Here is a 26,355-nt window from a genome sequence, read left to right as displayed (position 1 = left end):
GAGGCACCCAGTTTGGGTGCCTCAAATTCATTATCAGAATGTCGCGTGATGTGTCGACTATTTGTCGCGCAAATGGCGTGCATCAATCCAGCGCACTGTTTTCGACCAAGAACGCATAACGATTGTTGATGTCTCAAAGTAATTCGGACGGATTTTCACGCCGTCAAGCATTGAGCCATCTGTTACACCGGTTGCGGCAAACAAGACGTCGCCAGATGCCAAGTCGGTTACATCATAAATGCGATCTGGGTCTTCAATGCCAAGGCGCGCAGCGCGCTCTCGCTTTTCTTGAGTGTCCAAAACAAGACGACCTTGCATTTGCCCACCAACACAGCGCAACGCCGCAGCAGCCAGCACGCCCTCTGGTGCGCCGCCAGTACCAACATAGATATCTATGCCAGTTTCTTCGCGGTCAGTTGTGTGAATTACGCCAGCAATATCGCCATCGTTGATCAGCTTAATGGATGCGCCAAGTTCGCGCAGCTCATCAATGATCTTTGCGTGACGTGGACGGTCAAGCACACAAACAGTGATCTCTGCAGCCGACACACCTCGTGCCTTGGCAACAGCCTGCACATTTTCTGTAATTGAACGGTCAAGCTGCACGATGCCTGGCTCGTAGCCCGGACCAACAGCGATTTTTTCCATGTAGACGTCTGGGGCGTGCAACAAGCCGCCGCGCTCGGCCATGGCCAAAACTGCCAAAGAATCATGCTGGTTTTTTGCGCACAATGTTGTGCCTTCCAACGGATCAACAGCGATGTCTACTTTGGCGCCTTCGCCTAAGCCAACTTCTTCGCCGATGTAAAGCATTGGCGCTTCGTCGCGCTCGCCTTCGCCAATGACCACCCGACCAGCAACGGTAACTTTGCCCAGCTCTTCGCGCATCGCTTCCACAGCAGCGCGGTCAGCAGACTTTTCATCGCCTTTTCCGCGCCATTCGGCAGCAGCAATTGCCGCATTTTCGGTTACCCGTACGATTTCTAGTGTCAGGTTGCGATCGACGATTGCTGGTTCGCTTAGTGCTGATTTCGCAGTATGTGCCATAATTGACGCCTTCTTGTGTCTGTCCCCAAAACGGTGATTTCGATTGAATTGGTCAATTGCGCAGGCAATTAGAACCGTTCAATACGAATAACTTGCGGAGTGCCAACAATAAATCCGTCTTGCGCGACCTGATCAAGCGTCTGGCGCACAGACTGTTCCATTGTCTCTTGAGTGATCAAAACCACTGTCCGAGTTGCCACATCACCCGCCTCAGGATCATTAACAACCAAATCTGGACGTTGGATGACGCTTTCCAGCGAAATGTCACTCTCACCCATGCGAGACGCTATAGCAGCTAGCGCGCCCGGAATGTCCCTAGCATTTAGTCGTATGAAGTAGCCACCTTCATGTGCACGCATGCGCGCCTTTTTGTATGGCGCGAGCTCGTCTACCGGCATACCGAGTGGCGGCACCAATGTACCGCGTGCACTATCAAAAATGTCCGCCAACACTGAAGCCGCTGTTGCATCACCGCCTGCGCCTGGCCCCGCCATCAGCAGTTCTTGCACATGGTTGGTTTCAAGTGCCACAGCGTTCAATACCCCATCAATTCCTGCAATTGTCGATGTCTTGGGGATCAAGGTCGGGTGAACACGCTGCTCGATACCGTCAGGCGTGCGCTGAGCGACGCCGAGCAATTTGATGTTGAAGCCCAAATCGTCTGCCACTTTGATATCTGCCTGATCAATGCGTGTGATTCCTTCTACGAACATCTCGTCGGCAGCAATTTCAGTTCCAAAGCAAAGACTTGTGACAATCGCTAGTTTGTGCGCTGTGTCAAATCCCTCAATATCAAAAGTTGGGTCAGCTTCAGCATAACCAAGCTCCTGCGCATCTTTCAGGCAAGCAGCAAAGGATATATCTTCGTTCGACATGCGTGTCAGGATGTAGTTACACGTCCCGTTCATGATGCCGTAAACGCGCTGCACCCGCGCAAGACCCAAGCCTTCGCGCAATGTTTTGATCACCGGAATACCGCCAGCCACCGCTGCTTCGAAACTGAATGATGTTTGATATTTTTCCGCCAGCCGCGCAATTTCAACGCCGTGCTTGGCAATCAGCGCTTTATTTGCCGTTACAACAGGAATGCCTGCCTCAAGCGCAGCGCGTATGCTTGCAAGTGCAGGACCATCTTCGCCCCCCATCAATTCCACATAGAGATCGATAGAATCGGATTTTGCAAGCTGGACCGGATCATCGAACCATTCTACAGCGCTCAAATCGACACCGCGATCCTTTGAACGAGAGCGTGCACAAACAGCTGTTACCTCGATATCGCGACCAAAGCGCTTTTGCACATCATCTTGTTGGTCTTGCAACATATTGACCAATGCAGCCCCGACCGTGCCGACACCCGCCACCCCAATTCGAATTGGTGCGCCTGCATTTGAGTTTTCTTTTTCAATTTTTTGAATCATGTCGGAAATCTTGTTTCGTGTTTCTGCGCGAGGCTCTCGGCCTTCGCGCAAGTTGAATACAAATTGGGGATCGGCGGCCAATTCACGGCCAAATCGCGTGGCTGTCCAGTTGTGGCGTTCAATAAAGCGCTCAACCCGCATTCGGAACTGTTCTAACTCAGACATTTTTCTACGCACTCGTTTGTGGATGACGGCAAAATTGCCAGCATGCAAACACATCGCCCGCACTTAAATAGGAAATGTCCTATTCGTCAACCAGCAAATCCTATAGCAGCGCAACTAGAATGATTGAACTTGAAGAATTGCTTTTTTCGAAACTAATTTTGAGGCTCCATCTACATGCATCCGCACTTCAACTTCCTCGATGTCTTTTGTAAATCGAAGTAGTTTGCGCAAAACAAAACTTCCGGCGCTATTCGCTTGCTCAGTTTTTTGATAATGCGTTGTGAACACGCCATTTTTGTTACTAACAACATCGAAGTGGAGAGCTACCCCATCGATTTCGGGCTCAAACTCAATGTGCAAATCGATTAGCAAAGAGCGATTGCCTGCCAACTTCATATATTGGCAGCAAAAAACGTACGCGCCGTCATCTTCAATGGTAAATTGCTGATCTTCTTCCATGAGCTTGAATTCGACGTCCGGCACTCGTGGTTCGCTCAACTCCAGTGCTGCTAGCATGGTGGGCGGAATAGCGTTTTTCGATGAAGTTTGGCTCAACTTGCCAAGTTGACCGCCGGGCATTTCAAACCACTCGCACTTGCTTAGCTCTACTGTACACATCACAACCATATTTTGTGAAAGCTCGAAGAGCGTACCTCCATAATTGTGAAATGCGAAGATTTTGCGAGGCTTAATGTACTCTCGAAAAGCTGATCGTCCTTGAAACTGGGTCTCCCCCGTTATACCAAGTAAATCGACAATGGTCGTCGCAAAATCAATTTGTCCGAAAACGTCGTCGATGCGCCGTGATGGCAGGGATGGGTGAACCATCGTCATTGTACCAAGGTTGCGCGCCAATTTTTGCACAGCAGGCGTCCCCCGCCCCATCAAACCACCTGCTTCATCACTGGTGATTACAATGAGTGTGTTCGACAGGTCTCGTCGATCTGACAACTGGTTGATAAACTTGCCCAGCTCATAATCAAGATATTCAAATGAACGGGTCTTTTGGTCGCTGCTACCAACAAAACTGCTAGGCACCTGATCAAACGGATGGTGAGTGCCCACATTGAGTACTGTTAAGAACCAAGGCTGATCTTTGTCATTTAGCGAAGATACTATTTTTAAAGCTTCTTGGAACAATGCATCATCGCCAACACCCCAGCCAGCCCCAACCAAGTCTTTCCCGAACCACTCTGCTCCTTGTGCTACATCATAACCAATCAATGGCAATGCCGTGTCCTTATTGGAGTATGACAGCGGCGCGGCTTGTAGGTAGTTTGTTGAATAACCATGATCTTTGAGCACTTGTGGCAGACATCGCAACCGATTTCCACTTAGGGCAGCAACCTCTAGTTTTGGCATTTCAAATGAAAAACGGGGTAGATCACCACATAACATTGCATAGGTTCCGCGCATGGTCTGCACCTGATGCGTCATAAAACGAGAATATGAAAGCCCGCGCTTAGAGAATTCATCCAAGTTTCTCATTTTGACATCACTGTCTACGCCATGCTGCAAAGCGATTGAAGGCAAAAAGGGACCAGCTACACTTTCCAAGACAATTAGCAGGATGTTGGGTTTGTTAAGCGGCTCATTAATCAGAGACACTCCATCAACATCATGCTTTAGACTGCGTTCAACCTCCGCAAATGCCTCGGCACTGATCTCGAGTGCGGCGTGATATTCTTGTCGCCCGTTGACGGCATTGAAAAAACTCTGACTGCTATGTTGTAACACACTCAGCTCACGCCACGCGGCGGTATTACTGTTGTTCGGCAACAACAACAATATTGAGCACCCAACAGCGGCAGACAAAAACATCTTTCGTTTGATGTCCAATTCCAAGCTCTTGGCTGACCAAATCACCCCAGCAACAACTGCACCATAAACAGCAAAAACCCAGGGGGTCGAAACTCTGATGGCAGAACCGAAGAAAAACGTTGGATCAAAAAGGTATCCCGCTTGCCTAAACTCTATCGGCTCGCCAAATACGCGAACAAACTCCATGTTGCACAACGTGATTAAACCGAACAATGCGATCACCACTGCCGTTATGATTGGGTTGAGCCCACCAGATATGAAACTGAAAACAAACAAGATGACGGCAACAATCAGAAAATCGAAAGCCGAAGCGCGCATGTCCATAATAGAAGGGTTTAGGGCAAGAGAGTCAGCTGCGAGTGTCCGCAAGAGAAGCGGAACGAAAAACAACCCAACTGCCACTGATAAAAAAAATACAATAAATCTAGTTTTCACAAAAGCAACGTCACAAATTTGAAACAGGGCTGCACTATACTTAAGTTGGCTATTGGGCCAAGCTTCATTTCACAAAAATAAAAACTAACACAAAAAACGCAGCGCCGGTTACCGACACTGCGTTTTTACAAAATACTCGTTAGACCAAGATTGGTTATTTGCTCATCGGCACAACATTGCTGCCGTTGCCGTTGTTCGACATAAACTTTTTGATGTTGCGTGCGGCTTGGCGGATGCGTTGTTCGTTTTCCACCAATGCAATGCGCACATAGTTGTCGCCATATTCGCCAAAGCCCAAACCGGGCGCTACGGCCACATCTGCCTGCTCGATCAACATCTTTGCGAATTCGACTGAGCCAAGATGCGCAAACTGATCCGGAATTGGTGTCCATGCAAACATCGTGGCCGGTGGTGGCGTTACGTCCCACCCTGCCCGCGCAAAACTCTCGACCAAAACATCGCGACGATGTTTATAGATGTCGCGCACTTCTTTCACGCAATCGTCTGGTCCGTTAAGCGCCGCTGCGGCAGCCACTTGGATCGGCGTAAATGCGCCATAATCCAAATAGGACTTTACGCGCTTAAGTGCCTTAATCAGGCGCTCGTTGCCTACTGCAAAACCCATGCGCCAACCCGGCATGGAGAAGGTTTTTGACATCGACGTAAATTCCACAGCGATGTCCATTGCCCCCGGCACCTCAAGAATTGATGGTGGCGGCGTATCTTCGAAATAGATTTCTGAATAAGCCAGATCCGACAGGATGAAGATTTCGTGCTTTTTACAGTAATCAACTACGCGTTTGTAGAAGTCCAAATCTGCTACATAAGCAGTTGGGTTGGCTGGATAGTTCAGAATCAAAGCGATTGGCTTTGGAATTGAGTGACGCACTGAACGGTCTAGCGCTTCAAAGAAATGCTCGTTTGGCTCAGCTGGCATAGAGCGCACAACGCCACCGGACATGATAAACCCAAATGAGTGAATCGGATAAGTTGGGTTTGGCACCAAAACGACGTCGCCCGGCGCCGTGATGGCTGACGCCATGTTGGCAAAGCCCTCTTTTGAACCGAGCGTTGCAACAACTTGTGTATCTGGATCAAGCTTCACGCCAAACCGGCGGCCATAATAGGATGCCTGAGCCTTGCGCAGCCCCGGTATACCCTGAGACGCTGAATAGCGGTGCGTGCGCGGGTCTTTGACCGTTTCTTGCAGCTTTTCAACAATATGTTTTGGCGTCGGCAAATCTGGGTTGCCCATGCCGAGATCGATAATGTCCGTGCCCGCCGCTCGCGCCGCCGCCTTGATCGGATTGATATGCTCAAACACGTAAGGGGGTAGTCTGCGGATGCGGTGAAACTCTTCGGTCATTTTCTCTCTTTCGACCTCATATTAGGGGTTAATGCGGTGCAACATGCACGTCGCGCAATCTGCGCTATAGCATCTATTATGAATGAATGTGGTTTTTAAAAGAATAATTGAGAACCACCTTGCGCTTTTTCGGGCTTGTTAGAAGTTGTCCTGGCCAATGTCCAATTCTAGTTGATGCCTTTCGCACGCATTTTAATGAAAAATTGTTTGTGTTCACACACACATTCTCAAGCCAATCCATCCAAGATGAGAACATCAGTTTGGGATGGTGACGATGGAACTTCTTGAAAAGGTCAAATCTGCGCAGGACAATAGCGAACGACGCAAGCTAGCGCATGAAGTTGTCAAACTATTCCTTCATTCCAATGGACGTGCCACCAACGACCAAGTCAGTGTGTTTGGCGAGGTCCTATGCAGACTGCTCAGCGAGATGGCGCAGAGCGTACAAGTCGAACTGGCAAACCAAGTTTGCGATTCTTGTGGTTCTCCGCTCGACCTGGTGAAGGCCTTGGCGTTTGCTGACGATGTTGAGGTGGCAGAACCTGTGTTGCAACGATCAAAACAGTTGGAAGAAACTGACCTGATTGAAGTTGCAAACAAAGCATCGACGGAACACCGGCTAGCAATCTCTAAGCGCGAGCATTTGTCGGCGAATGTTACTGACAATCTGATTAAGTTTGAAGAAGGCGTGGTGATGCAGTCTGTCGCGCAAAATGAGACGGCAAAAATCTCAAGCAACGGTTTTTCTACACTGGCGAAGAACAGCGAGACCGACGAGCGAATTATGCAGGCGCTGATTACGCGCGAAGATTTGCCGGCCGAAACTGCACAACACATCTTGGACCATGTGGATGCAGACGGAAAAGCTATTCTTGACCAGCTTGTACAAAGTGACAGCACCCTGCTTCATCGGTTGATCAAAAAATCGCAGCGCTTAACCGAAGAAGGCAAAACCGACGATAACCCGGATCGAATTGAAACCGTTGCGCTGATCCAACAAGTTGAAGGCGGTCACCGATCTCTTGAGCAAGCAATAAAGCTATTGGCAGAACAATCGCGCCTAAAATCGATTGCCACCATGATGGCATGGGCCGCAAACCTGCCAGAGGAAGAAGTCAATAAGGGCATTGTGAATATCAAAGGTGACTTCTTGGCCCTAATTGCGGGCGCACTCGAACTCTCGTTTGAAGTATATGCGCTCATTGATGCTCTGCGCACCAGCCAGCTGCGTATTCCATCCAATGACCCGAACAAAATCTTTGACCAATATGATCAACTCGATCCAGATCACGCACGGGTTACGCTTCGCATGGTCAATGTGATCGTCAAAGTCAGCTAGACAGGCACTGCGCAAACATTTGCAAAATTGTGGATGGTCTTGCGGTCTGTGTTTTTCCAATTGACGCAACGGCTTGCGCTGCATTTAGTGCGCAAACCGAACATTCTTGCTTTGATTAGGTCCCAATCATGTCTCTTGCACTTAAGCTGGAACAGATCCACCGTCTAACACACCGTTTTTGGATGAAGAACGCTAACTCGCTCGGCTTGAGCTATAGCGAGTTTGAATATCTATGCGCTGTGCATGAACAAGCCGTTCTGAGCGAGAAAGAAGACTTTCATGGCCAGCACTTGCACGACATTGTGACCGCCATGGGCGTCAACAAAGCATCGGCGAGCGCGATGATGGACAAGCTGGAAAAGCGCAAGCTTGTCAGGGTAAAACCATGCAAACGTGACGCGCGCGCAAAACACTTCATTTTGAGCAAGAAAGGCGAAGAACTGCGCTTGCAGGGACAAACTGCATACACGCGGATGTCAGACGAGATGGATGATCTACTGGCCCCACTGTTCATAGTAGCGACAGGAGTTCAACATCAAGCAGCTCCAGCAATTGAAGCTGAAATAGAAGAAACGGTCGAACCGCCTACACAGCCGAGAAAACATTCCAAGCCCAAGCAAAAAACTAAAAAGAAGGAGCATGCCGATAAGCAAAATGACGTCGACACGCTTCCGCAACTAAGCTTGTTTGGGTAACTCAACTGGGCACTATTGCGCCAAGTGAATTTGAAATTTGCTTGCGAAATCGTACGTTTGCGTCAATCTAACTCTGCAATATGGCGAGTAAGCAATGTGGAGGCGCAATGAAGCGGATTTATGAGCACTTTGCTTACGGCGATGGGCCAATTGAGCGCTGCTATTGGAACCAATTTCTCGCAAAAGACGAATTGAGTTTCCCCTCGGTTACTGACGACATTAGTTGCGACTTTGCAATTGTGGGTGCTGGCTTTACGGGGATTACTGCCGCAATTCGACTCGCTGAACATGGCGCTGACGTCGTGGTTGTCGATGCCCAAACACCTGGCTGGGGCGCTTCTGGCCGCAATGGCGGGCTAGTTTCCGTTGGCGGTTCAAATCTCTCGGACAAGCAAATTGAAACGAAATTCGGCACGGAAGATGCTCAGAGCTATTTTCTGGCAGAACGAGCTGCTGTCGACTTGGTTGAGCGATTAATCGTTGAGCACCAAATTGACGTTGATCGACATTCGAACGGCTATACTTTTGCTGCCCATAACCAGAAGTCGATTGCGTCCGTAAAGGCGTATGGCGAACAATATTATCGGCGCTATGGGCTTAAATCCCAATTTTTAGATAAGCAAGACATGATTAGTGCCGGCATGGCGAGTGAGGAATTCCACGGCGCAGTGAACTTGCCCGTCGGATTTGCATTGAACCCAGCAAAGCTAATGAGTGGGCTGCTAAGGGCCGCGCAAACGAAAGGCGTTCGCATTTATGCGAACAGCGTTGTTGAAGATATTTCTGAACATAACGGATTTGAATTGCGCACTAAGCTTGGCCAAATCCGTGCAAAAAAGCTCTTGATCGCGACCAACGGCTATTCGAGTGACGATGTGCCGTCAAAGCTCGCCGGGCGATACATGCCTGTTCAGTCAAACATTCTTGTCACCCGTCCACTTAGCCAAGAGGAAATTGCAGCCCAAGGCTGGTCTAGCCGCCAAATGGTGGTGGATGCACGCAATCTCTTGCACTATTTCCGCCTATTGCCTGACAACAGGCTGCTTTTTGGCTTGCGCGGGTCGGTTCGAGCTAGCGCGAATAGCCTCGCCCAAACCGAGCAAGTTGCGCGGGCAGATTTTGATCGATTCTTTCCGTCGTGGGCGAATGTGGAAACCGAATATTTTTGGTCGGGCCTTATCTGCATGTCTCGTAATTTGGTGCCGTTCGCAGGGCCATTGCGAGGCATGGATAACGCATTCGCCGCAATGGCATATCATGGCAATGGCGTCAGCATGGCACCCTATTGCGGCGCCCTAGTTGCAGATATAGCACTTGGGCAGCAAAAAATGCCGCATCCGTATTGTATGCAAAAACAAATGAGAAAATTTGAACTCGGCTCCTTGCGGCGACACCTGCTGCCACCGGCCTTTGCTTGGTACAAAATGTTAGACAGACAATAGACGATGCGCCTCACAAAATGAATCAAGAGGCTCGCAAATCGATTCCAAAATCGAATTTAAACGATTGAAACATTTGGCTAAATTATTCCAACCTGTTTCTTCATCCAGAATTTCGTGGTGCCGTTTGGGAAGCAGATTTCGCCAAAAATCTCGTAGCCGTGTTTTTGGTAGAATCGGGGCGCTTGGAAATCAAAAGTGTTCAAGTGGATCAGCGAAGCGCCACGAACTATCGCTTCGGCTTCAGCTTTCCTTAGCAATTTAGAACCGAGCCCCTTGTCCTTGTTGCCATCTGCAACCCAAAGCGTGTCGATTTCCGCTGCGCCCATCCTTGCGCGCACCCACACACCGCCAATCAACTCATCCTGCGCATTTTTCGCCGCAAAACCAAAATCGTCGGTGGCAATGTCCGGGTTTGCTCGCGCGTTGAACTGGCGCAAACCGTCTTCGATTTGCGACAGCAATTCACCGCGATCAGAGAATTCGAAAATCTCCGCCATGATTCTCCTATTACGGGAACATTGGGATTTGGCTAAGGCCCGTCGTTTCTTCAATGCCGAACGCGACGTTGAAGTTTTGCAGAGCCTGACCAGCACTTCCCTTGACCAAATTGTCGAGCGCTGCAATGACAATTGCACGACCTGGAATTCGATCTTCAAACACATTGATGACGCAAGTATTTGAACCACGCACCATGCCAGTTGATGGCATCTTGCCTTCACTCAATACGCGCACAAATGGCTCATCTTGGTAGTTTGATTCCAGGACTGCCCGTAAGTCATTGACTGACTTGCCACTTTCCAGCTCAAGGTGAGCAGTGATCAGTTCACCACGCGACATCGGAATCAAGTGAGGTGTGAAATTCACCTTGATCTCTTTGCCGGAAACCGCACCAATTTCTTGCTCAAGCTCCGCTGTATGGCGATGGGCACCAACTGCATATGGTGACAAGCTTTCGCCTGCCTCAGCCGCCAGCGTGTTTTGCTTCAATCCCCTGCCCGCGCCGGTCACGCCTGACTTCGCGTCGATGATCAGCGCCTCAACATTTATCAAAGATGCTTTTGCGAGCGGCAGCAGCGCAATCAATGTGGCCGTAGGGTAGCAACCTGGGCACGCGATAATCCGTTTCGAGCGAATCGCATCTCGATTATGCTCGGTTAAACCGTAGGCCGCGATATCCTGCAATTGTGGGTCCACGTGGTCATTGCCATACCACGCCTTATATTGCGCTGGGTCACGCAGCCGGAAATCGGCTGACATATCAACAATTTTTGGCCGATCAGTCGATTTCACGATTTCTGACACAATTTGCTGGCTAGTTGCGTGTGGCAATCCACAGAAAACAACATCGAGCTCAGACCAGTTAATGTCATCAGCACGTTGCAATTGTGGAAGGTCAACACCACCTAAGTGCGGAAACACCTCCTCTACGGGCTTTCCAGCATGCGTATTGGCGGTGAGTACAGTGAAATCAATATTGGGGTGACGGACGCCCAATCGCATCAAATCTGCCCCTGTATATCCGGAGGCACCCAGCAGTGCGGCGTTGAGCTTCTGGCTCATGATACTTGCCCTCTTTGGTTGATTGTGCGAAAGAAATATGTCCGTTTGCGCTGTTTTATCTGCGCTGTAAGGCGTTGTAAATGGTACGATGAGTGGGCGCGGCGGCTTTTTTGAGGCGCTGTGGAGTTGTGGGAAGTGAGGTTTTGATGGCAAAACGCATTGCGATCGCCACGATCGGCACGCAAGGTGATGTCCAGCCCTATGTGGCTTTGGCAGTTGCTCTTCGGGATCGAGGGTATTCGGTCGTATTGGGTGCGCCCAACGACTTTAGGGAAATGATAGAGGCGTACGGCCTCGACTTTTTCTCGCTTGGAAGGAACATCCAAGCCTTTGTAAAACAATCAAATTTGGATGAAATCGTCAGCAAATCTGTGCTGACAAGCGCACCGCGTTTGATGCGCCAGGGCCAAAAGATCGTCGAAATCGCTGCACGACGTTCATGGGAAATGGCGCAAGGTGCAGACCTTCTTATTGCCAATATGAATACGACATTTTGTATCGATATTGGCGAAGCATTGGACATCCCTGTGATGATGTCCGCATTGCAGCCTTTAACCGCAACCAGTGAATTCCCAATTGTTGCTTATGATGGTCCAGATCTGGGACCAGCCTTCAATTATATTTCACATGCGCCGATGAACTGGCAGCAAATGTTTTATGATTGGCCGCGCAATAAATTGCGCAAGGCATTGATGGGCATGGAACCGCGCAAAAAGGGCGGCTTCTTCAAAGACAATAATGGCATCGATCTGCCCGCGCTTTATGCCTACTCTTCTCATGTGAGCCGACGCCCTGACGATTGGCCGCAATCTGCGCATGTATGCGGTTATTGGCAATTGAAAGACCAAACTGGCTGGGAGCCGAGTGAGAGCTTCAAAGAGTTTTTGGCCAACGGTTCAAAACCAATCTATGTGGGTTTCGGATCAATGCCGTTTGGCGCAGAGCGCAACACACAGATTTTGAAAGAAGCTGTTGCAAAATGGGGCGGCCGATTGGTCGTGGGTCGTGGTTGGGGTGGCATCAACCCAGATGACTTGCCTGACAGTATTTATGCGATACGCCGTGCGCCACACGACAAATTGTTCAAATATGTTGCGGGCGTTGTGCACCACGGTGGTGCGGGCACCACGTCAGCGGGGCTTCATGCGGGCAAACCTGCCTTTGTTGTCCCACAAACCATGGATCAACCGTTCTGGGGTCGCCGAGTTCATCAGCTCGGATGCGGTCCAAAGCCAGTTCCACTGCGTAAATTGACGTCAGATGATTTGGCTTATGCGTTGCGACAGCTAGCGACAAATAAAGCCTACAAGGCTGGGGCTGAAGCAATTGCGGCAAAACTCAACGCCGAGGATGGTTGTAAGCGCGCTTGCGATATAATCGGTGACGTAATCACCAACTATGAGTCTGAAGCAGTACGTCGAGGCAGTGCCGCACAATAGCGGCACAACCCCAGATCAGTTCGCCTTTTCAACTTTGGCATTTTCGCGAATGCTATAGCTGTAGATCACGGTGGCAAGCACCGCCAAAAACACACAGCCAAGTGTCAGCAACAAGATTGCAGGACCACCCAAATTGATCAGCCCAACAAGGACGATCAAAAGACCTGCAAGCATGAAGCATTTGCCGGCAAAGTGGTGTGTGCGCGCCCATACACTTTCAGAACTCATTGTCCAAGGTAACCGGACCCCCGCGAACCGATTGGTTTGCGATTTCGGCAAGTAGTTGCCTAAAATAAGCATGACAAGACCGATAAAGACAGCTGCCAATTGTGGCACATCAAACAAAGCGCCTTGTGCACCGAACACCACGATCGATTGGACAAACAGCCCGGCAGCCAACGCAATGGACACCGATACTGTTACAAGCGCCTGCCCCGCTGCAAACTCGTCTTTTGGCAACCTGGTACGCGCCAACCAAAAAGCGCCAAGCGCAACAACCACCTCCAAGGGACCGATCCAAAGCGCCCACTCAGCAGCGATTGTATAGTCGACCTCGCCATAGATATTCCAGTGCACAGGGACCAGTTGATCGCCTGGTATGGTCATCATGCCATAGATGAAGAGCGCAAAAACGGCGAGTATAAGCAGAATATTGATCGGTGAGAGCAGTCTAGTCATCGTTACTTCCTTGGCCAAAATCGAGCAAGTCATTCAATGCGGTCTCCAAAACAGACGCGTTTAGGTGATAGAGAATGGTATTGCCCTGTCGGGTTGTGCGCACCAATTCAGCTTTTTTGAGTTTCGCAAAATGAGTCGACATGGTCGGTTTGGTCAGATCAAACATATCAGCCAATTCGCCAGCCGATTGCGGGCCCCGTTTAAGGACCTTGACGATCTTTCGCCGCACCGGATGCGACAATGCTTCAAAAACGGAATTCATACGCGCCTTCTATTTCGAATAACATCTAATTAGATAAATATCGAAATAGAGTCAAGCGCCGTTTTGCCGAATTGGCGACAAGCGCTTGTTGCGCATGTTTTCGGCACGGATGTTGATGGTATTTGCGGCCAAGACCAACACAGCACCAAGGATCACCGGCCACTCAAACGCTTCTTTGTAGAGCACAAATCCGATGAATGCGATCAGTGGCAAACGCAAAAACTCTAGTGGGGTGACCACTGTTGCGGGCGCCAAATTGAGCGCTTTGGTAATGCAGAAATGCGCCAATAGGCCACAAACACCAATAATAACCACCAACACGATCTCCATGCCTTGGGGCACAACGATTTGCCCATCAAACCCCGCACAAACAAGGCCAAAGACCGAATGCATCGTGACCAACCAAAATAGAATCGAAGTGATTGACTGTGATCCGGTGAGTTTTTTCGTCGCCATTGTGGTGCCAGCAAAAAAGATCGCACAGGTCGCCGCAGCAATAATGCCAGAATCAATTGCCACACTGCCCGGTCGCGCAACAATCAAAATGCCCGTGAAACCCAGCAAGGCAGCAAATATTTTTGTCCGCGTAAGCGTTTCGCCAAGGAAGATGGGTGCAAGGACGACAACCCAGAGCGGGGACGAAAACTCAAACGCAAACAGTTGGGATAATGGGACAATTGTCACCGCATAAAACCACAAGTTTTGCCCAACAAAGTGGCAGCTATTGCGCACAAAGTGCAGCTTCAACTGTGTGAAACCAATGTCACCAAGTGTTCCAGCCAGTTTTGCGGCAACCAACACAATGACCACGCCAAGGAACGAGCGATACATCATGATTTCAAATGTATCTAGGTGGCCGCCAAGCTCCCTCCCCGCAATGGCCATGAGCGAGAAAGACGCCATTGCGCCTGCCATCCAGAAGGCGGCTTTTAGAGGTTGCGAGCGTTGCACTTGAAGTTCCTACACATGCGAAGAGAACCCAAGATTACACCCGTTGGATTGCCCCTGCAATAAGAGGTTGGACCAATAGATGCAAAAAAGGGCCGGCATACGCCGACCCTTTGAAATTTTGTAGAAGCAAAGTGCTGTAAAGTTTAGCGCTTTGAGAACTGGAATGAACGACGAGCTTTTGCGCGACCGAATTTCTTACGTTCAACAACACGGCTATCACGTGTAAGGAAGCCACCTTTTTTCAACACAGGACGAAGCGCAGGCTCGTAATGTGTAAGGGCTTTAGAAATACCGTGACGAACCGCACCAGCTTGACCAGACAAGCCACCGCCAGAAACGGTTGCAACTACGTCGTACTGATCTTTACGGTCAGCAGCAACAACTGGTTGCTGAACAACCATTTGCAACACTGGGCGTGCGAAATATTTAGGCATTTCGCGACCGTTGATTGTGATTTTACCTGAGCCAGGCTTTACCCAAACGCGAGCAACAGCGTCTTTACGCTTGCCTGTTGCGTATGCACGGCCTTGTGCGTCAAGTTTTTGCTCATAAACTGGAGCAGCTTCTTCGTTTGCAACTACTGCTGCTTCGCCCAATTCTTCGAGCGAGTTGATGGTCTCTTGTTCAGCCATTATTTCACCCGCTTATTTTTAGGGTTGAAAGATGCCACGTCCAATGTCTCTGGATTTTGGGCTTCGTGAGGGTGTTCTGCACCACCGTATACACGGAGGTTTTTCAACTGGGCACGTGTTAGCGGGCCACCTGGCATCATACGCTCAACGGCTTTTTCCAATACACGCTCAGGGAAACGACCTTCAAGAAGATCGCGCATTGAGCGCTCTTTAATGCCGCCTGGGTGATTTGTGTGCCAGTAGAAGATTTTGTTGTCCATCTTCTTGCCGGTGTACTTCACCTTGTCAGCATTAATGACGATAACATTGTCGCCACAATCCATGTGTGGTGTGAAAGATGGCTTATGCTTGCCACGCAAACGAGTTGCGATAACTGAAGCAAGGCGACCTACCACCATTTCTTCTGCGTCGATCAAGACCCATTTCTTCTCGATCTCGCTCGGTTTTGCCGAGTACGTCTTCATTTCCAAATCCTTGATTTGCTGGATAACCAAACCGGGTTATATCCCGATTTCCAGTCGGTTCGTGGTGCGATTTAGACAAGTTTACACAGCACGTCAAGCGCAAAGTTTTTATCTATATATTTCAACAACTTATCATTACGGTATAATAATACCGCTAATTTTGTCGTGACATATCAGATAGATAGGCAGTGATTGCACCAACAAGAATGAATGCTGTGACCTGATGGGCCAGCGCTAAATGCATCGGAACCACATAAATCAGTGTCAAAATGCCCAAAATGACCTGCAAAAGGGTCAAAGCGGCAATAATCACCATCCAACCGTGAACGCCATCAAACTGCGTTTTGCTCCATGCGTGCCAGGTAAGACCCACGGTAAGTGCCACGATGAGATAGGCAATCATGCGATGGTTGAACTGCACGGCCGTGATGTTTTCGAACCAATTGAGCCAAAGCGGATCAATCAGCGCCAAATTCTGTGGGATAAACCGGCCATCCATTAGCGGCCAAGTATTGTAGGTAAAGCCAGCGTCGAGTCCTGCAACGAAAGCGCCCGCGGCGATCTGAATGAACACGACAATCCCTAAAAGGCTTATGAGCAACGGCCAGCCTTTTTGCACCCAAAGCACCTGAGCTGGTCGCAAGCGACGTGACACCCAAATTAGTGAAACGAACAGCACACAGGCGGCGCTGAGATGTGCGGCAAGTCGATATTGAGAGACATCTACCCGTTCGCTAAGGCCCGATGAAACCATCCACCACCCTAAAAAGCCTTGAAAACCGCCCATAAAAAATAGAATTGCCAGCGCAGGCGCGAGTTTCCAGTCCAATCGCTTTTGAAACAAGAAGATGAGGAATGGAATTAGAAACGCAAATCCGATTACACGTCCAAGAAATCGATGTCCCCACTCCCACCAAAATATGCCCTTAAACTCTTCTAAGGACATGCCTTTGTTGATTTGCTGATATTCTGGAATTTGTTTGTAAGCTTCAAACTCGGCATTCCAGTCATCGATTGAAAGCGGCGGGATTGTTCCTGAAATCGGTTTCCATTCTGTAATTGATAGGCCAGAATCCGTAAGGCGGGTCGCACCGCCCACCATGACCATCAACAGCACCAAAGCGGCTAAGAAGTAGAGCCAATAGCGCACGGGCTTTAGCTTTTTTTCCTGCAATTGTTCTGGTGAAATCTGATCTGATACCGACATGAGTGCGTTTCTACCCTTGTTTGGACGAGGCTTTGTGTTAAATCCAAGTGGTCAATGACGCAAGAGAAAGCATTGACGCACTTTGCTATTACGCATCGCGCAACGATAGGGTTCAAAATGAGTTTAAGTCAGCGCAAGCTTTTGGGTATTCCGCTTTTGCTGTTCATCGTGATTGCTTATGCAACGCTTGCCAGCATAATCTATGAACAATTTTTGGTGGATGCGCACGCGATCATTTTGCTGATCTACTTTTGCGTCGCTGGGTCGTGCTGGTTTTTCCCTGCAGCTTGGGCCATCAAATGGATGTCAGCCCGCCCACATGAGTTACCGCCTAGTCAAGATTGACCTTTTTCATGCCGCTATGAGCGGTGAAAATGGCGCCTGTGAGAAACACGTCAATGAAGCGCAGCTTTTGATAATTGCCATTAAGTGAGATGCGCGGCAACGCTTCTAGAAACTCTGCGTTCTCAGCGTATAGCCCGCCAGGCCGTGTGGTCACACCACTTGCCAATGCTTGCCGTTTCACTTGCGCAAATTCGCGTCGACCGGCGGACAATGGTCCCCCCACAGGATAAGAAAAATGGGTTGGCCGCTTGCCCGTTTTCTCCGCCAATGTTTCAACCGATTTTGAAATCTCATCTGCCATTTGGTCTTCCGGCAGCTTTTTCAACTCATAATGGTTCATCGTATGCGCACCGATGGTACACAGCGGCTCATCGATGAATGCTTGTAGCTCCTGCCACTCCATAATCAACGCTCTACAGTGCGCTGTGAGGTCCAATTGATAGCGCTTTGCCAATGCATGCAGCAAACGCAATCGATCCGCTTCAGGCTTTTTTCGCATATACCAGTAAAGCTCGTCGAAAACCTCACATTTGCTGGCAGGAGTTGATGTTTCGCGATATTCGGTCCCCTGCCCTAAATCAAACTCGACGCTGTTGTTTTCGCGGATAATATCCTCAAGCGCCTGCCACCAAATTTCAGCTTTTGCCTCGATCAGGTTGGGCGCAATAAACAGTGTGAATGGGCAATTGTGTTTCTTTAAAATCGGCAAGGCGTATTGAAGATTGTCTTTGTAGCCATCATCAAAAGTAAGAACGACAAAGGGATCTTGCGCCTCGTCTGCTTCCAGCCGGTCCAACGCCTCATCCAAGTCAACAATATCAAAGCCATTGGCACGCGCTTCAATGATAACGCTTTCCAAAAACTCAGGCGTGATCTGCAATATGCCGTTTGGCGAAAACGCAGCTGGCGCGTCTGGCAACACACGGTGCAGCGTGAAGATGACGCCGCGACAATCGGAAAACCTTCGTATGAGCTTCGCCACATTTGGCAATGCAAAAACTTCCATTGCCAAATTGATCAAACGGTATTTGAGGTTTGACACGTTCGCCGCCTTGCTACGCTACGTCTGATTTTGCTTGAGCCGTTGTTGCGAATGAAATGTTTTCAAAACCAAGGGCCATTGCATCATCCGTAATTTCAACAGAACGCATTGCTTGGTGGCGACCCGCCGCAATGATCAGTGGCACATCCATTTCAACAAATGGCGCAAGCGGTGCGCGCATGCCAAATGGGCCACATTCAATGATCACATGGTCGTAAATTTCGCTCAACGCATCGATCATCAAGGTGAAACGCTCATTATTGAACAACAATCGATCCTTTGTGCCCCAAGGTACAAAGAATTGATGTTCATTGGCACCTTGTTTGATCACGGCACCAAAATCCGCGCTACCGTCGCACATATCAGTGAGGCCTTGCATTTGAATGTGGTCCGCGCCACCTGCATTGACCAAGATTGTAGCTGATCCGTTGCCGCTCAATTCCTGCTGCAGCTGGGTGGCGAGATCACTGTCTTGCCTATCACGTTCAGCGCTGGCAACCAACACAATGCCACTTTCAGATTGACGGATTTGCCCAACCAACGCCGCTAGCGTCGCTTCATTTGATGTGTTTGCCCTTGGTGAAGCGGGCTTTTCCGGCTCCACTACAACCGGAGCTTTCGTCTCCAACACTTGTTCAGCTTCTACAGCTTCCGGCGCAGGCATTGGCTCAGGGACAATTTCTTCCTGTGCAACGTGTTCTGGCTCGACGGCGACCGGGGCCATCATTGGCTCCTCGCGAACAGCCAAACCATCGTCCTCTTGATCTCGCAACTCTTGGCGCACAGTAATCAAGTTTCCGGCAGCAAGTTCACCAATGATGATCATGCCCAATTGCAGGACAATCGAAATACCGCCCACCAACATCAGCAAGAACGGTTTATTTGGTGACGAAGGTTTCGTTGGCACCGATGCAGTAGAAATAATTCGAACGTCAGGGAAAATCGCACCCGTGTTGGTGCGCGCAGTAGCCTCACTCTGGCGAGCGAGGAATGTATTGAGCAGATCGCGCTTAGCCGTCGCTTCGCGTTCAAGCTCTGCCAATGTTACGCCGCTGCGCTCAGCGCCTGATGCTGAGAGTTTAAGGCGGGCAAGATCATCACGGAGTGTTTTCTCCAACTCACCTTCGATCTTCGCCTGAGTTTCTAGCGATTCTGCAATGCGACGACCTTCCAATTGTATTTGACGATCGATATCGCGAATTTGCGCATCAAGTGCCTGCAAAGTCGGATGATTATCAAGCAGCGTCGCGGCAGACTGTGCGCGTGACGCCTGAAAGTTCGCCTTTTGCTCTGACATACGTTGAATCATAGGTGATTGACGAACGTCAGGAACAGAATCAAGGCTGCGCCCAGCACTCAACAGGTCGCGTATGAGCCTGGCACGCGTTGCCGCTGCATTCTTTCGCTCTGATACGGTACTGATTTGGCGCGACAGATCAGACAATTGCTGTCCGATCAACGTGTTGTTTTCCGAAGAACGGAACAAGTCATTATCCACACGGAAGTTGGCAACGGCGCTTTCGGCTGCTGAAACGTCGCGACTTAAGCGTTCAATTTCTTGGTTGAGCCACCGGTTTGCATCAGATGTATCTTCAATTGCCAAACCGGACCGACGATCAACAAGCGCTTTTGCAAGCGCATTGGCAATTTTCGCCGCCATTTCCGCGTCACTAGATGTGTATTTAATTGAGATCACGCGACTATCTCGAGCCTGTGCGGCAACAAGATTTTTATTTAGCTTCGCGATGATTTTCTCGTCCGTTGATATTGCAACGGCCTCAGTATCGCTGCCACCGCCTATCGAAAACAGTGCGAAAACCATATCAAGTGGACCAACGGAAGTGTCCACGAACTCAGGGTTCGACCGCAAATCCAACTGATCGACAACTTTAAGCAACGTCTCCCGAGACTTTAAAAGCTGGATCTGACTAGCGATTGCCGCGCCGTCAACCGATGCCTGACTGGTTTGACTTGTACGGTTGGCCGCCGACTGGGCGAAGTTATCGCTTCGCGGTTCTAAGAGAATACTGGCCTCAGCGGAATATTTTGGCGTCATAAAAGAAAATGAAACGAAGGTTAGACCGCATAGAATCGCCGTTACCACGATGATGCGTGGTAGCGCACGAATGATCGCAGCAAACAGGTTGTAGACGTTGATCTGCACGTCTTCGTAGCTTCTGGCCCCATTCTGGGTCATATGAAGAATCCTTCGAAGTCCTATCTTTTCAAGAATCCCTTGTGGCCCGTTTATGGTAAGAATTCAGTTAATATTGCTTGATTTACAAAAAGACTTCGAACAATCAGCAATAGCGATTTTTCCAGATTGTTAACCATAAACGCCCCATAAAAGACCCAAGAGTTCGAATCTCAAAAGGTATAGAGTCATGGGTTTGGTGCGTTTCGCCGTCTTGTTTGCGATATTGTTGGTTTCTGCTTGTGCCTCTGGCCCGCGCAGCCATAGCTCTGTTGCACCAAATTATGAGCAATCAAACGCCTCTTACGCGCTTGATACAGGCGATGTGCTCCGCGTGACCGTATATAACGACAATCAATTGACAAACAGCTATGGCATTGACGATGCAGGCTACATTTCTATGCCACTTGTTGGCCGTGTTTATGTTCGGGGCAAGACAGTCAGCGCAACGAGCGCCCTAATCACCACCCGACTGGCAAGCGGTTATCTGCGTGATCCAAATGTTGCCGTTGAAGTTGCCCAATATCGCCCATTCTTTATTCAAGGCGAAGTCGCAAGTTCTGGCCAGTTCTCATATGTGTTTGGCATGACCGTTAGAGCGGCGATTAGCACGGCTGGCGGTTTCTCAGATGTTGCAGCAAAGAACTCTGTCACGATCTATCGCAACAGTGCCGCAGGTGTCATCACGCTGCGGGCAAGCATGGATGATTTGGTGCAACCGGGTGATACGATTGTTGTGCATGAGCGCTGGCTCTAACCTGAATCACAGGATTAAAGATTTTGACTAAGCCCTTACGCGTACTTCAAGTTCTGCGCGCGCCAGTTGGCGGACTGTTTCGCCATGTGTGCGACTTGGCTGGTTATTTGAACGACAAAGGCCACGAGGTCGGAGTTGTTGTCGACGCCCTATCATTTGATGCTGAATCTCAAACCAAACTGAAAAAGTTGGAACCGCATCTTAAGTTAGGTGTCCACCCAATCGCTATCCCACGGCTTTTTGGCCCACAGGACATCATAGCGCCTTTTCAAATCCGCAAGCTGATCTCAAAGCACAATATTGATGTTGTGCATGGTCATGGGGCAAAAGGCGGGTTTCACGCACGATTGGCGGCACTGGGCAAGCGCAACGTCAAAAAGCTTTATACCCCGCATGGTGGCGCGCTTCATTTTGCCAGTAGTTCTGCGGCTGGGCGTATATTTCATCTTCTCGAAAAGAGCCTCATCCCATTTAGTGATAACATCATTTTTGAAAGCGAGTTCGCAGCAAAGTCATATCGCGAGCAAATTGCGGACCCGGGGGACAAGGGAGTTGTGATTCACAACGGCCTATCCCAAGATGACTTCACGCCTGTTCCGTCGAATGGCGAGTTTGATTTTGTCTTTGTTGGCGAACTGCGCGATCTCAAAGGCGTGGAGTATCTATTGCGCGCCCTGCCCCAAATTACAAAACATGATGGATCGAAACCTCGGCTTTTGCTGATTGGCGATGGCCCCCACAGGCAGCAATTTGAAGAATTAAGTACTGAGTTGGGGATTGAGTCGCAGGTCGAATTTGCTGGTGCCCAACCTGCGCGAAACGGATTTGCCCGGGCCGGCATTGCGGTGGTCCCTTCGCTCAAAGAATCTCTGCCTTACGTCGTTATGGAGGCAATTGCAGCGCGCAAAAACGTTGTTGCAACAAACGTGGGCGGTATTGGCGAGATATTTGGGCCTGAAAAATCTCAACTCGTTCCAGCAGCGGATGTGGGAGCGCTTGCCAAAGCAATGCAAGCCCATGTGGACGGCGATAAAGACCTCAATAACCGCAATAATCGGCTGCTTGCCCATGTCGGTGAGGAATTCTCATTAGAGAAAATGGCGGGTGATATTGCCCAGGTCTATTTGAATCAATAGCAATTTATTTACCATGCTGTTTCATTCGGCTTTCACGCCTTAAACCCTATTGTGGTGCCTGAAATTGGAATTTTCAGGAACCACAACTAAAATGTACCGCATCGACCCCAAAGAAGTCGTTTCCGAGTTAGTAGGCTCTCGCTCTGAGAGCGTGGCAAAAAGCACCCTGTCCAAATTGGGCAAAGAAATAGCTGACCGCCCTAGCGACCCGGCAATGTCATCAAAGATTATTGTTGGCGTGGTCCAAGCCATTGAATTTTTGGCTTTAGTGCTGGTGGGCATGGCCGTTTTCGCTGCCTACGCACCGGATGGCGACCTATTGCATTATTTGGCATTGTCAGTTGCAACATCGACTGTTGCCTTGTTCGGGCAAAATATCGTCAAAAACCATTCGATCCAGAAGTACCGGACGACACTGACACAAATAACGCGCGCTTTGGCCGTTTGGGCCGTTGCCGTGTTGATTGTCATTTCTGGTTTGTTTTTGCTCAAAATCGGCGAGGTTTACTCTCGGGCTTGGGTGACGGGTTTCGCTGTAACTGGCGCGGCATTTCTCATTTTCTACCGCATTGCGGTGCGCAGTTTGATTATTCAGTGGACACAAGCCGGTCGTTTGAAGCGCCGCACGGTGTTGGTCGGTGGTGGTCCTGATGCGGAAGAGCTTATTCGCAACATCACGAAAACAGCGACGAACGACATTGAATTGCTTGGCTTGTTTGATGACCGCGCAGACAAACGCTCCCCTGAACTAGTTGCAGACTGCCCTAAACTTGGCAAAGTCAAAGACTTAGTGGAGTTCGCGCGGTTGACGCGCATCGATTTGGTGATTGTATCTTTGCCCGTAAGTGCAGAGACACGTGTTTTGCAAATGCTCAAACAGCTTTGGGTATTGCCAGTTGATATTCGCCTAAGCGCACACATGAGCAAGCTCAAGTTTAAGCCACGCGCTTACTCCTTCCTTGGCGACGTTCCCGTATTTGATATGGCGGACAAGCCGATTTCTGACTGGAACATTGTCGCTAAATGGTTGTTTGACATGGTGTTTGCTACGATCGCTTTGATCGCATTTTCGCCAATCATGCTGATCACTGCCATCGCAATCAAATTGAACAGCAAGGGCCCAGTCTTCTTCAAACAGAAACGCCACGGCTTTAACAACGAGCTGATTGAAATTTATAAATTCCGGTCCATGTACACCGACATGTCGGATGAAAAAGCGGCCAAATTGGTGACAAAGGACGATCCGCGGGTCACCTCCGTTGGTCGTTTTATCCGCAAAACCTCGATTGATGAATTGCCGCAATTTATCAACGTGTTGCGCGGCGAATTGTCGATTTGCGGACCTCGACCGCACGCATTGCAAGCCAAGGCTGATGATCGCTTGTACCATGATGCCGTTGATGGTTATTTCGCGCGGCACCGCGTGAAGCCAGGCATTACCGGTTGGGCGCAGATCAATGGTTGGCGCGGTGAAACCGATACGGTCGATAAGATCATGCAGCGTGTGAACCATGACCTTTACTACATCGAAAACTGGTCGATCTTTCTAGATCTCTACATCCTGTTTATGACCCCAATTTCCTTGGTCAGCAAAAACGAGGGCGCGTACTAACGCGGAACTTTTGATGTCGGTTCAATCCAGTTTTGCCAGCGAAAACATAAAAGTCAGTGGCGGTGAGCTTGCTCATCGCCTGATGATGTTGCTCGTTCCAATTTGGATTGCGGGCGGTGCGTTGGTGATGTTTGAGCCCTCCCCGTACGAACTGGTGTTCCTCGCCGTTTTTGCTTGCGCATTGATGGGTGGATTACCGATTTCGCGCCGCACCAACAATTTTCTAATGGCGATATTGCTGTTTATCCCACCGGCTTTTGTTGCCATTTTGCAGATGAAATATTCTACCCTGTCAAAGGGGATGATTTTCACCACCGTGACGGTGTTCCTGCTGATCACAGGCTATTTCATCGCCAACTTTGTCGCTGAAAAACCCTATGAGCGCATGCGCCTGATCAACAAGGCTTACCTGTTCGCCGCAGTGTTTGCCGCATCTATTGGTGCCCTTGCCTATCTCGGGCTTATGCCGGGCAAAGATCTGTTCTTGCGCTATGGTCGCGCAAAAGCGTTCTTTAAAGACCCAAACGTATTTGGCCCATTTCTTATCCTGCCAGCCGCCTATTTGGTACAACGCATATTGCTTGGCAACCCACGCAAGATGTTCATGAACGCGATCTGGTTTGGCATTATCGCGGTTGGCGTATTTGTGTCCTTCTCGCGTGGCGCGTGGGGGCATTTGTTCCTGACTGTGATTTTGGTATTCATTTTGAACTTTAAGCTCGAGGCGACGCCGCGCGAGCGCATTAGGATGATCGGCTTGGCGCTTTCAGGCGTCATTGCGCTGGTGCTGGCGATCCTTGGCCTTTTGATGATCCCTGAAGTCGCAGAACTGTTCAAACAGCGCGCTTCGCTGATCCAAAGCTATGATGGCGGCGAAACGGGGCGTTTTGGCCGGCAGGCGTGGGGATACGCCCTGGCACTCAACAATCCGCTCGGCATTGGCCCATGGCAGTTTGATCAGATGCTGGTGACCGAACAACCGCACAATACCTATCTCAAGGTTTTCCTGGACTATGGTTGGCTAGGCGGAGGCGCATTTGTGTGGCTCATTCTGATGACGCTTTGGCGGGCTATCGCGTCGCTCGCAATCGCTTCGCCCAACCGTTTGCTGATGATCCCTGCTTTTGCAACCTTCTTACCGTTGATTATGGAAGCAGCGATTATTGATATCGACCACTGGCGACACCTGTTTTTGGTGATGGGCATTATTTGGGGCGTTTCAGCGGGATATGACGTGATTGACGGCAAAAAAGACGAACGCCGCCTCCCCTAATACAGTCAACCAAAGCGCTTGATGTATTTCTCTGCTAGAACCGCGCCACGCGGTACAAATTCATGCGCAAGGCTTTGGGCAAACGGTGTTTCAGCGTGAGAACCAATCCAAGCGGTCAGTGCCATGCGGCGCAACATGACAAAGGTGTCAATTTCCGATTCATCCTCTGGTGGCAGCTCACGAATTTCGCGATAGCCTTTCAGCCAGGCCATTTTGAGCTGCGGAATGGTCGGGCTGTCTTCAATGAATGAAATAGCTGCCGCGAAATCATATAAATACCAACAAAAACCGCAGTCATCAAAATCGATAAGCTTGATCTGATCTTTGTCGATCAAAAGGTTTGCAAGGCGCATGTCGGCATGCACAAGCCCATAGCGGTCTTGACTCTGACCATATGCATTTAGCCTTTCGCGCAGCAATTCATCGAGCCGATCAAAGGTTGTTCTGAGGTCACTGGTCATGCCCGGCGCTTTGCGCCAATCCCCCCAAAGCCCATCAGGGTTGAGAATCGTCTCTTCAGTCCATCGCAAACGTTCGAAATTTTCGGGTAGTTGCCAATTTTGCACGTGCTTGTGTGCAGTCGCAGCCAGTCGGCCCAGTTCAACAAACCAAGGCGCTAGGTCCTCAGTCTCTTTGGGTTCCCGCCCCTCTTCGAATTCAAACAGCACCATCATTTGCGGTACATCTGACGCGCCGACCGACGCACTTTGAACCAGCTCGCCGTTTACCCCGGCAATGGCAACAGGTGTTTGCACCTTGGCATCAGCGCGCAACGCTTTCGCCCAGGCTAGTTCGGACAGAACGGCGTTAGTCGTGTTGTAACCGGGTCGGTGAACGCGCAGAATTCTCTTAGCTCCGCTCGGCAAATCCAAGCGAAAGGTGGCATTTTCTGTGTGATTGATCAGTTGAACGCGCGCGCCAGCAAGACCAGCCCAAAGGGGCAATGCCGCCATCAACTTGTCGCGCTCAATCCCTGTATTCTCAATCAATGACATTATTGCTTATCCATTGCCTATGCGGCGCATGGCTATCGCAATTTGGCCAAGCTGTTAAGTCGCAAAAGGTCGGATATGTT

Annotated in this window: 25 protein-coding genes; 10 read left to right on the top strand and 15 right to left on the bottom strand. The window is 49.8% G+C overall.

Going from position 1 to position 26,355, the window contains the following annotated elements:
- Positions 1-57 precede the first annotated feature (57 nt).
- The 3 genes from glpX to QQL65_RS12505 form a co-directional block, all read right to left on the bottom strand.
- Complete coding sequence (gene glpX / locus QQL65_RS12515; protein ID WP_284365060.1) at positions 58-1,047, bottom strand: class II fructose-bisphosphatase; 990 nt, start codon at positions 1,045-1,047, stop codon at positions 58-60.
- Positions 1,048-1,115: 68 nt separating this feature from the next.
- A complete protein-coding gene (locus QQL65_RS12510) occupies positions 1,116-2,465 on the bottom strand; it encodes a homoserine dehydrogenase (RefSeq protein ID WP_284366285.1) in 1,350 nt (449 codons plus the stop codon).
- A gap of 279 nt (positions 2,466-2,744) precedes the next feature.
- Positions 2,745-4,418, bottom strand: a complete 1,674-nt coding sequence (locus QQL65_RS12505) for an LTA synthase family protein (protein WP_284365058.1) — start codon at positions 4,416-4,418, stop codon at positions 2,745-2,747.
- Positions 4,419-4,548: 130 nt separating this feature from the next.
- Here QQL65_RS12505 and QQL65_RS12500 point away from each other — a divergent pair, with 130 nt between their 5' ends.
- A complete protein-coding gene (locus tag QQL65_RS12500) occupies positions 4,549-4,908 on the top strand; it encodes a hypothetical protein (RefSeq protein WP_284365057.1) in 360 nt (119 codons plus the stop codon).
- Positions 4,909-5,040: 132 nt separating this feature from the next.
- Here QQL65_RS12500 and QQL65_RS12495 read toward each other — a convergent pair whose 3' ends face one another.
- Complete coding sequence (locus tag QQL65_RS12495) at positions 5,041-6,252, bottom strand: LL-diaminopimelate aminotransferase (protein ID WP_284365055.1); 1,212 nt, start codon at positions 6,250-6,252, stop codon at positions 5,041-5,043.
- A gap of 274 nt (positions 6,253-6,526) precedes the next feature.
- On the opposite strand from QQL65_RS12495, the gene QQL65_RS12490 reads away from it, so the two are divergent.
- From QQL65_RS12490 to QQL65_RS12480, 3 genes are all read left to right on the top strand, one after another.
- Positions 6,527-7,591 carry a DUF2336 domain-containing protein gene (locus tag QQL65_RS12490; protein WP_284365052.1) on the top strand — a complete coding sequence of 355 codons (1,065 nt, stop codon included), beginning with the start codon at positions 6,527-6,529 and terminating at the stop codon, positions 7,589-7,591.
- Positions 7,592-7,719: 128 nt separating this feature from the next.
- Positions 7,720-8,286, top strand: a complete 567-nt coding sequence (locus QQL65_RS12485; RefSeq protein ID WP_284365051.1) for a MarR family winged helix-turn-helix transcriptional regulator — start codon at positions 7,720-7,722, stop codon at positions 8,284-8,286.
- Positions 8,287-8,393: 107 nt separating this feature from the next.
- The gene (locus tag QQL65_RS12480; RefSeq protein WP_284365049.1) at positions 8,394-9,728 is read left to right on the top strand and encodes an NAD(P)/FAD-dependent oxidoreductase; all 1,335 of its coding nucleotides are present in this window, start codon (positions 8,394-8,396) and stop codon (positions 9,726-9,728) included.
- Positions 9,729-9,805: 77 nt separating this feature from the next.
- On the opposite strand, the gene QQL65_RS12475 is transcribed toward QQL65_RS12480, so the two are convergent.
- Together QQL65_RS12475 and argC are read right to left on the bottom strand one after the other, a co-directional pair.
- Complete coding sequence (locus QQL65_RS12475; RefSeq protein WP_284365048.1) at positions 9,806-10,225, bottom strand: GNAT family N-acetyltransferase; 420 nt, start codon at positions 10,223-10,225, stop codon at positions 9,806-9,808.
- Between the two features lie 10 nt (positions 10,226-10,235).
- Positions 10,236-11,288, bottom strand: a complete 1,053-nt coding sequence (gene argC, locus QQL65_RS12470; protein ID WP_284365047.1) for an N-acetyl-gamma-glutamyl-phosphate reductase — start codon at positions 11,286-11,288, stop codon at positions 10,236-10,238.
- Positions 11,289-11,434: 146 nt separating this feature from the next.
- On the opposite strand from argC, the gene QQL65_RS12465 reads away from it, so the two are divergent.
- Positions 11,435-12,727 (top strand): glycosyltransferase, encoded by a 1,293-nt coding sequence (locus QQL65_RS12465; RefSeq protein ID WP_284365045.1) that lies wholly within the window; start codon positions 11,435-11,437, stop codon positions 12,725-12,727.
- A 15-nt stretch (positions 12,728-12,742) separates the two neighbouring features.
- Here the strand turns inward: QQL65_RS12465 and QQL65_RS12460 are convergent, their stop codons facing one another.
- The 6 genes from QQL65_RS12460 to QQL65_RS12435 all read right to left on the bottom strand — a co-directional run bounded on the left by QQL65_RS12460 (position 12,743) and on the right by QQL65_RS12435 (position 16,921).
- On the bottom strand, positions 12,743-13,405 hold the full coding sequence (locus tag QQL65_RS12460) for an SdpI family protein (protein ID WP_284365044.1): 663 nt from the start codon (positions 13,403-13,405) through the stop codon (positions 12,743-12,745).
- Positions 13,398-13,667 (bottom strand): autorepressor SdpR family transcription factor, encoded by a 270-nt coding sequence (locus QQL65_RS12455; RefSeq protein ID WP_284365042.1) that lies wholly within the window; start codon positions 13,665-13,667, stop codon positions 13,398-13,400. Before QQL65_RS12455 ends, QQL65_RS12460 begins: the two co-directional genes overlap by 8 nt.
- A 51-nt stretch (positions 13,668-13,718) precedes the next feature.
- Positions 13,719-14,618 (bottom strand): DMT family transporter, encoded by a 900-nt coding sequence (locus QQL65_RS12450; RefSeq protein ID WP_284365040.1) that lies wholly within the window; start codon positions 14,616-14,618, stop codon positions 13,719-13,721.
- Positions 14,619-14,761: 143 nt separating this feature from the next.
- Positions 14,762-15,250 carry a 30S ribosomal protein S9 gene (gene rpsI, locus QQL65_RS12445; RefSeq protein ID WP_284365037.1) on the bottom strand — a complete coding sequence of 163 codons (489 nt, stop codon included), beginning with the start codon at positions 15,248-15,250 and terminating at the stop codon, positions 14,762-14,764.
- Complete coding sequence (gene rplM, locus QQL65_RS12440; RefSeq protein WP_284365035.1) at positions 15,250-15,714, bottom strand: 50S ribosomal protein L13; 465 nt, start codon at positions 15,712-15,714, stop codon at positions 15,250-15,252. Before rplM ends, rpsI begins: the two co-directional genes overlap by 1 nt.
- A 154-nt stretch (positions 15,715-15,868) precedes the next feature.
- On the bottom strand, positions 15,869-16,921 hold the full coding sequence (locus QQL65_RS12435; protein WP_284365034.1) for a COX15/CtaA family protein: 1,053 nt from the start codon (positions 16,919-16,921) through the stop codon (positions 15,869-15,871).
- A gap of 117 nt (positions 16,922-17,038) precedes the next feature.
- Here QQL65_RS12435 and QQL65_RS12430 point away from each other — a divergent pair, with 117 nt between their 5' ends.
- A complete protein-coding gene (locus QQL65_RS12430) occupies positions 17,039-17,266 on the top strand; it encodes a DUF2842 domain-containing protein (protein ID WP_284365033.1) in 228 nt (75 codons plus the stop codon).
- On the opposite strand, the gene QQL65_RS12425 is transcribed toward QQL65_RS12430, so the two are convergent.
- The gene (locus QQL65_RS12425) at positions 17,253-18,308 is read right to left on the bottom strand and encodes a polysaccharide deacetylase family protein (protein ID WP_284365031.1); all 1,056 of its coding nucleotides are present in this window, start codon (positions 18,306-18,308) and stop codon (positions 17,253-17,255) included. The genes QQL65_RS12430 and QQL65_RS12425 overlap by 14 nt on opposite strands.
- A 13-nt stretch (positions 18,309-18,321) precedes the next feature.
- Positions 18,322-20,505, bottom strand: a complete 2,184-nt coding sequence (locus QQL65_RS12420; protein ID WP_284365029.1) for an exopolysaccharide transport family protein — start codon at positions 20,503-20,505, stop codon at positions 18,322-18,324.
- A gap of 187 nt (positions 20,506-20,692) precedes the next feature.
- Between QQL65_RS12420 and QQL65_RS12415 the strand changes: the two genes are divergently transcribed.
- From QQL65_RS12415 to QQL65_RS12400, 4 genes are all read left to right on the top strand, one after another.
- Complete coding sequence (locus tag QQL65_RS12415) at positions 20,693-21,259, top strand: polysaccharide biosynthesis/export family protein (protein ID WP_284365027.1); 567 nt, start codon at positions 20,693-20,695, stop codon at positions 21,257-21,259.
- A gap of 23 nt (positions 21,260-21,282) precedes the next feature.
- Positions 21,283-22,395 (top strand): glycosyltransferase, encoded by a 1,113-nt coding sequence (locus QQL65_RS12410; protein WP_284365025.1) that lies wholly within the window; start codon positions 21,283-21,285, stop codon positions 22,393-22,395.
- A 91-nt stretch (positions 22,396-22,486) separates the two neighbouring features.
- Complete coding sequence (locus tag QQL65_RS12405; RefSeq protein ID WP_284365023.1) at positions 22,487-24,007, top strand: undecaprenyl-phosphate glucose phosphotransferase; 1,521 nt, start codon at positions 22,487-22,489, stop codon at positions 24,005-24,007.
- A 13-nt stretch (positions 24,008-24,020) separates the two neighbouring features.
- Positions 24,021-25,280 (top strand): O-antigen ligase family protein, encoded by a 1,260-nt coding sequence (locus QQL65_RS12400; protein ID WP_284365020.1) that lies wholly within the window; start codon positions 24,021-24,023, stop codon positions 25,278-25,280.
- 5 nt (positions 25,281-25,285) lie between these two features.
- On the opposite strand, the gene QQL65_RS12395 is transcribed toward QQL65_RS12400, so the two are convergent.
- On the bottom strand, positions 25,286-26,275 hold the full coding sequence (locus tag QQL65_RS12395) for a phosphotransferase enzyme family protein (RefSeq protein WP_284365018.1): 990 nt from the start codon (positions 26,273-26,275) through the stop codon (positions 25,286-25,288).
- Between the last annotated feature and the right edge of the window lie 80 nt (positions 26,276-26,355).

Source organism: Maritalea porphyrae (genome assembly GCF_030159895.1).
In the GTDB taxonomy this organism is placed as follows: domain Bacteria; phylum Pseudomonadota; class Alphaproteobacteria; order Rhizobiales; family Devosiaceae; genus Maritalea; species Maritalea porphyrae.
Note: the sequence above shows the minus strand (reverse complement) of the source record. Positions and strands in the feature narration are given on the sequence as shown.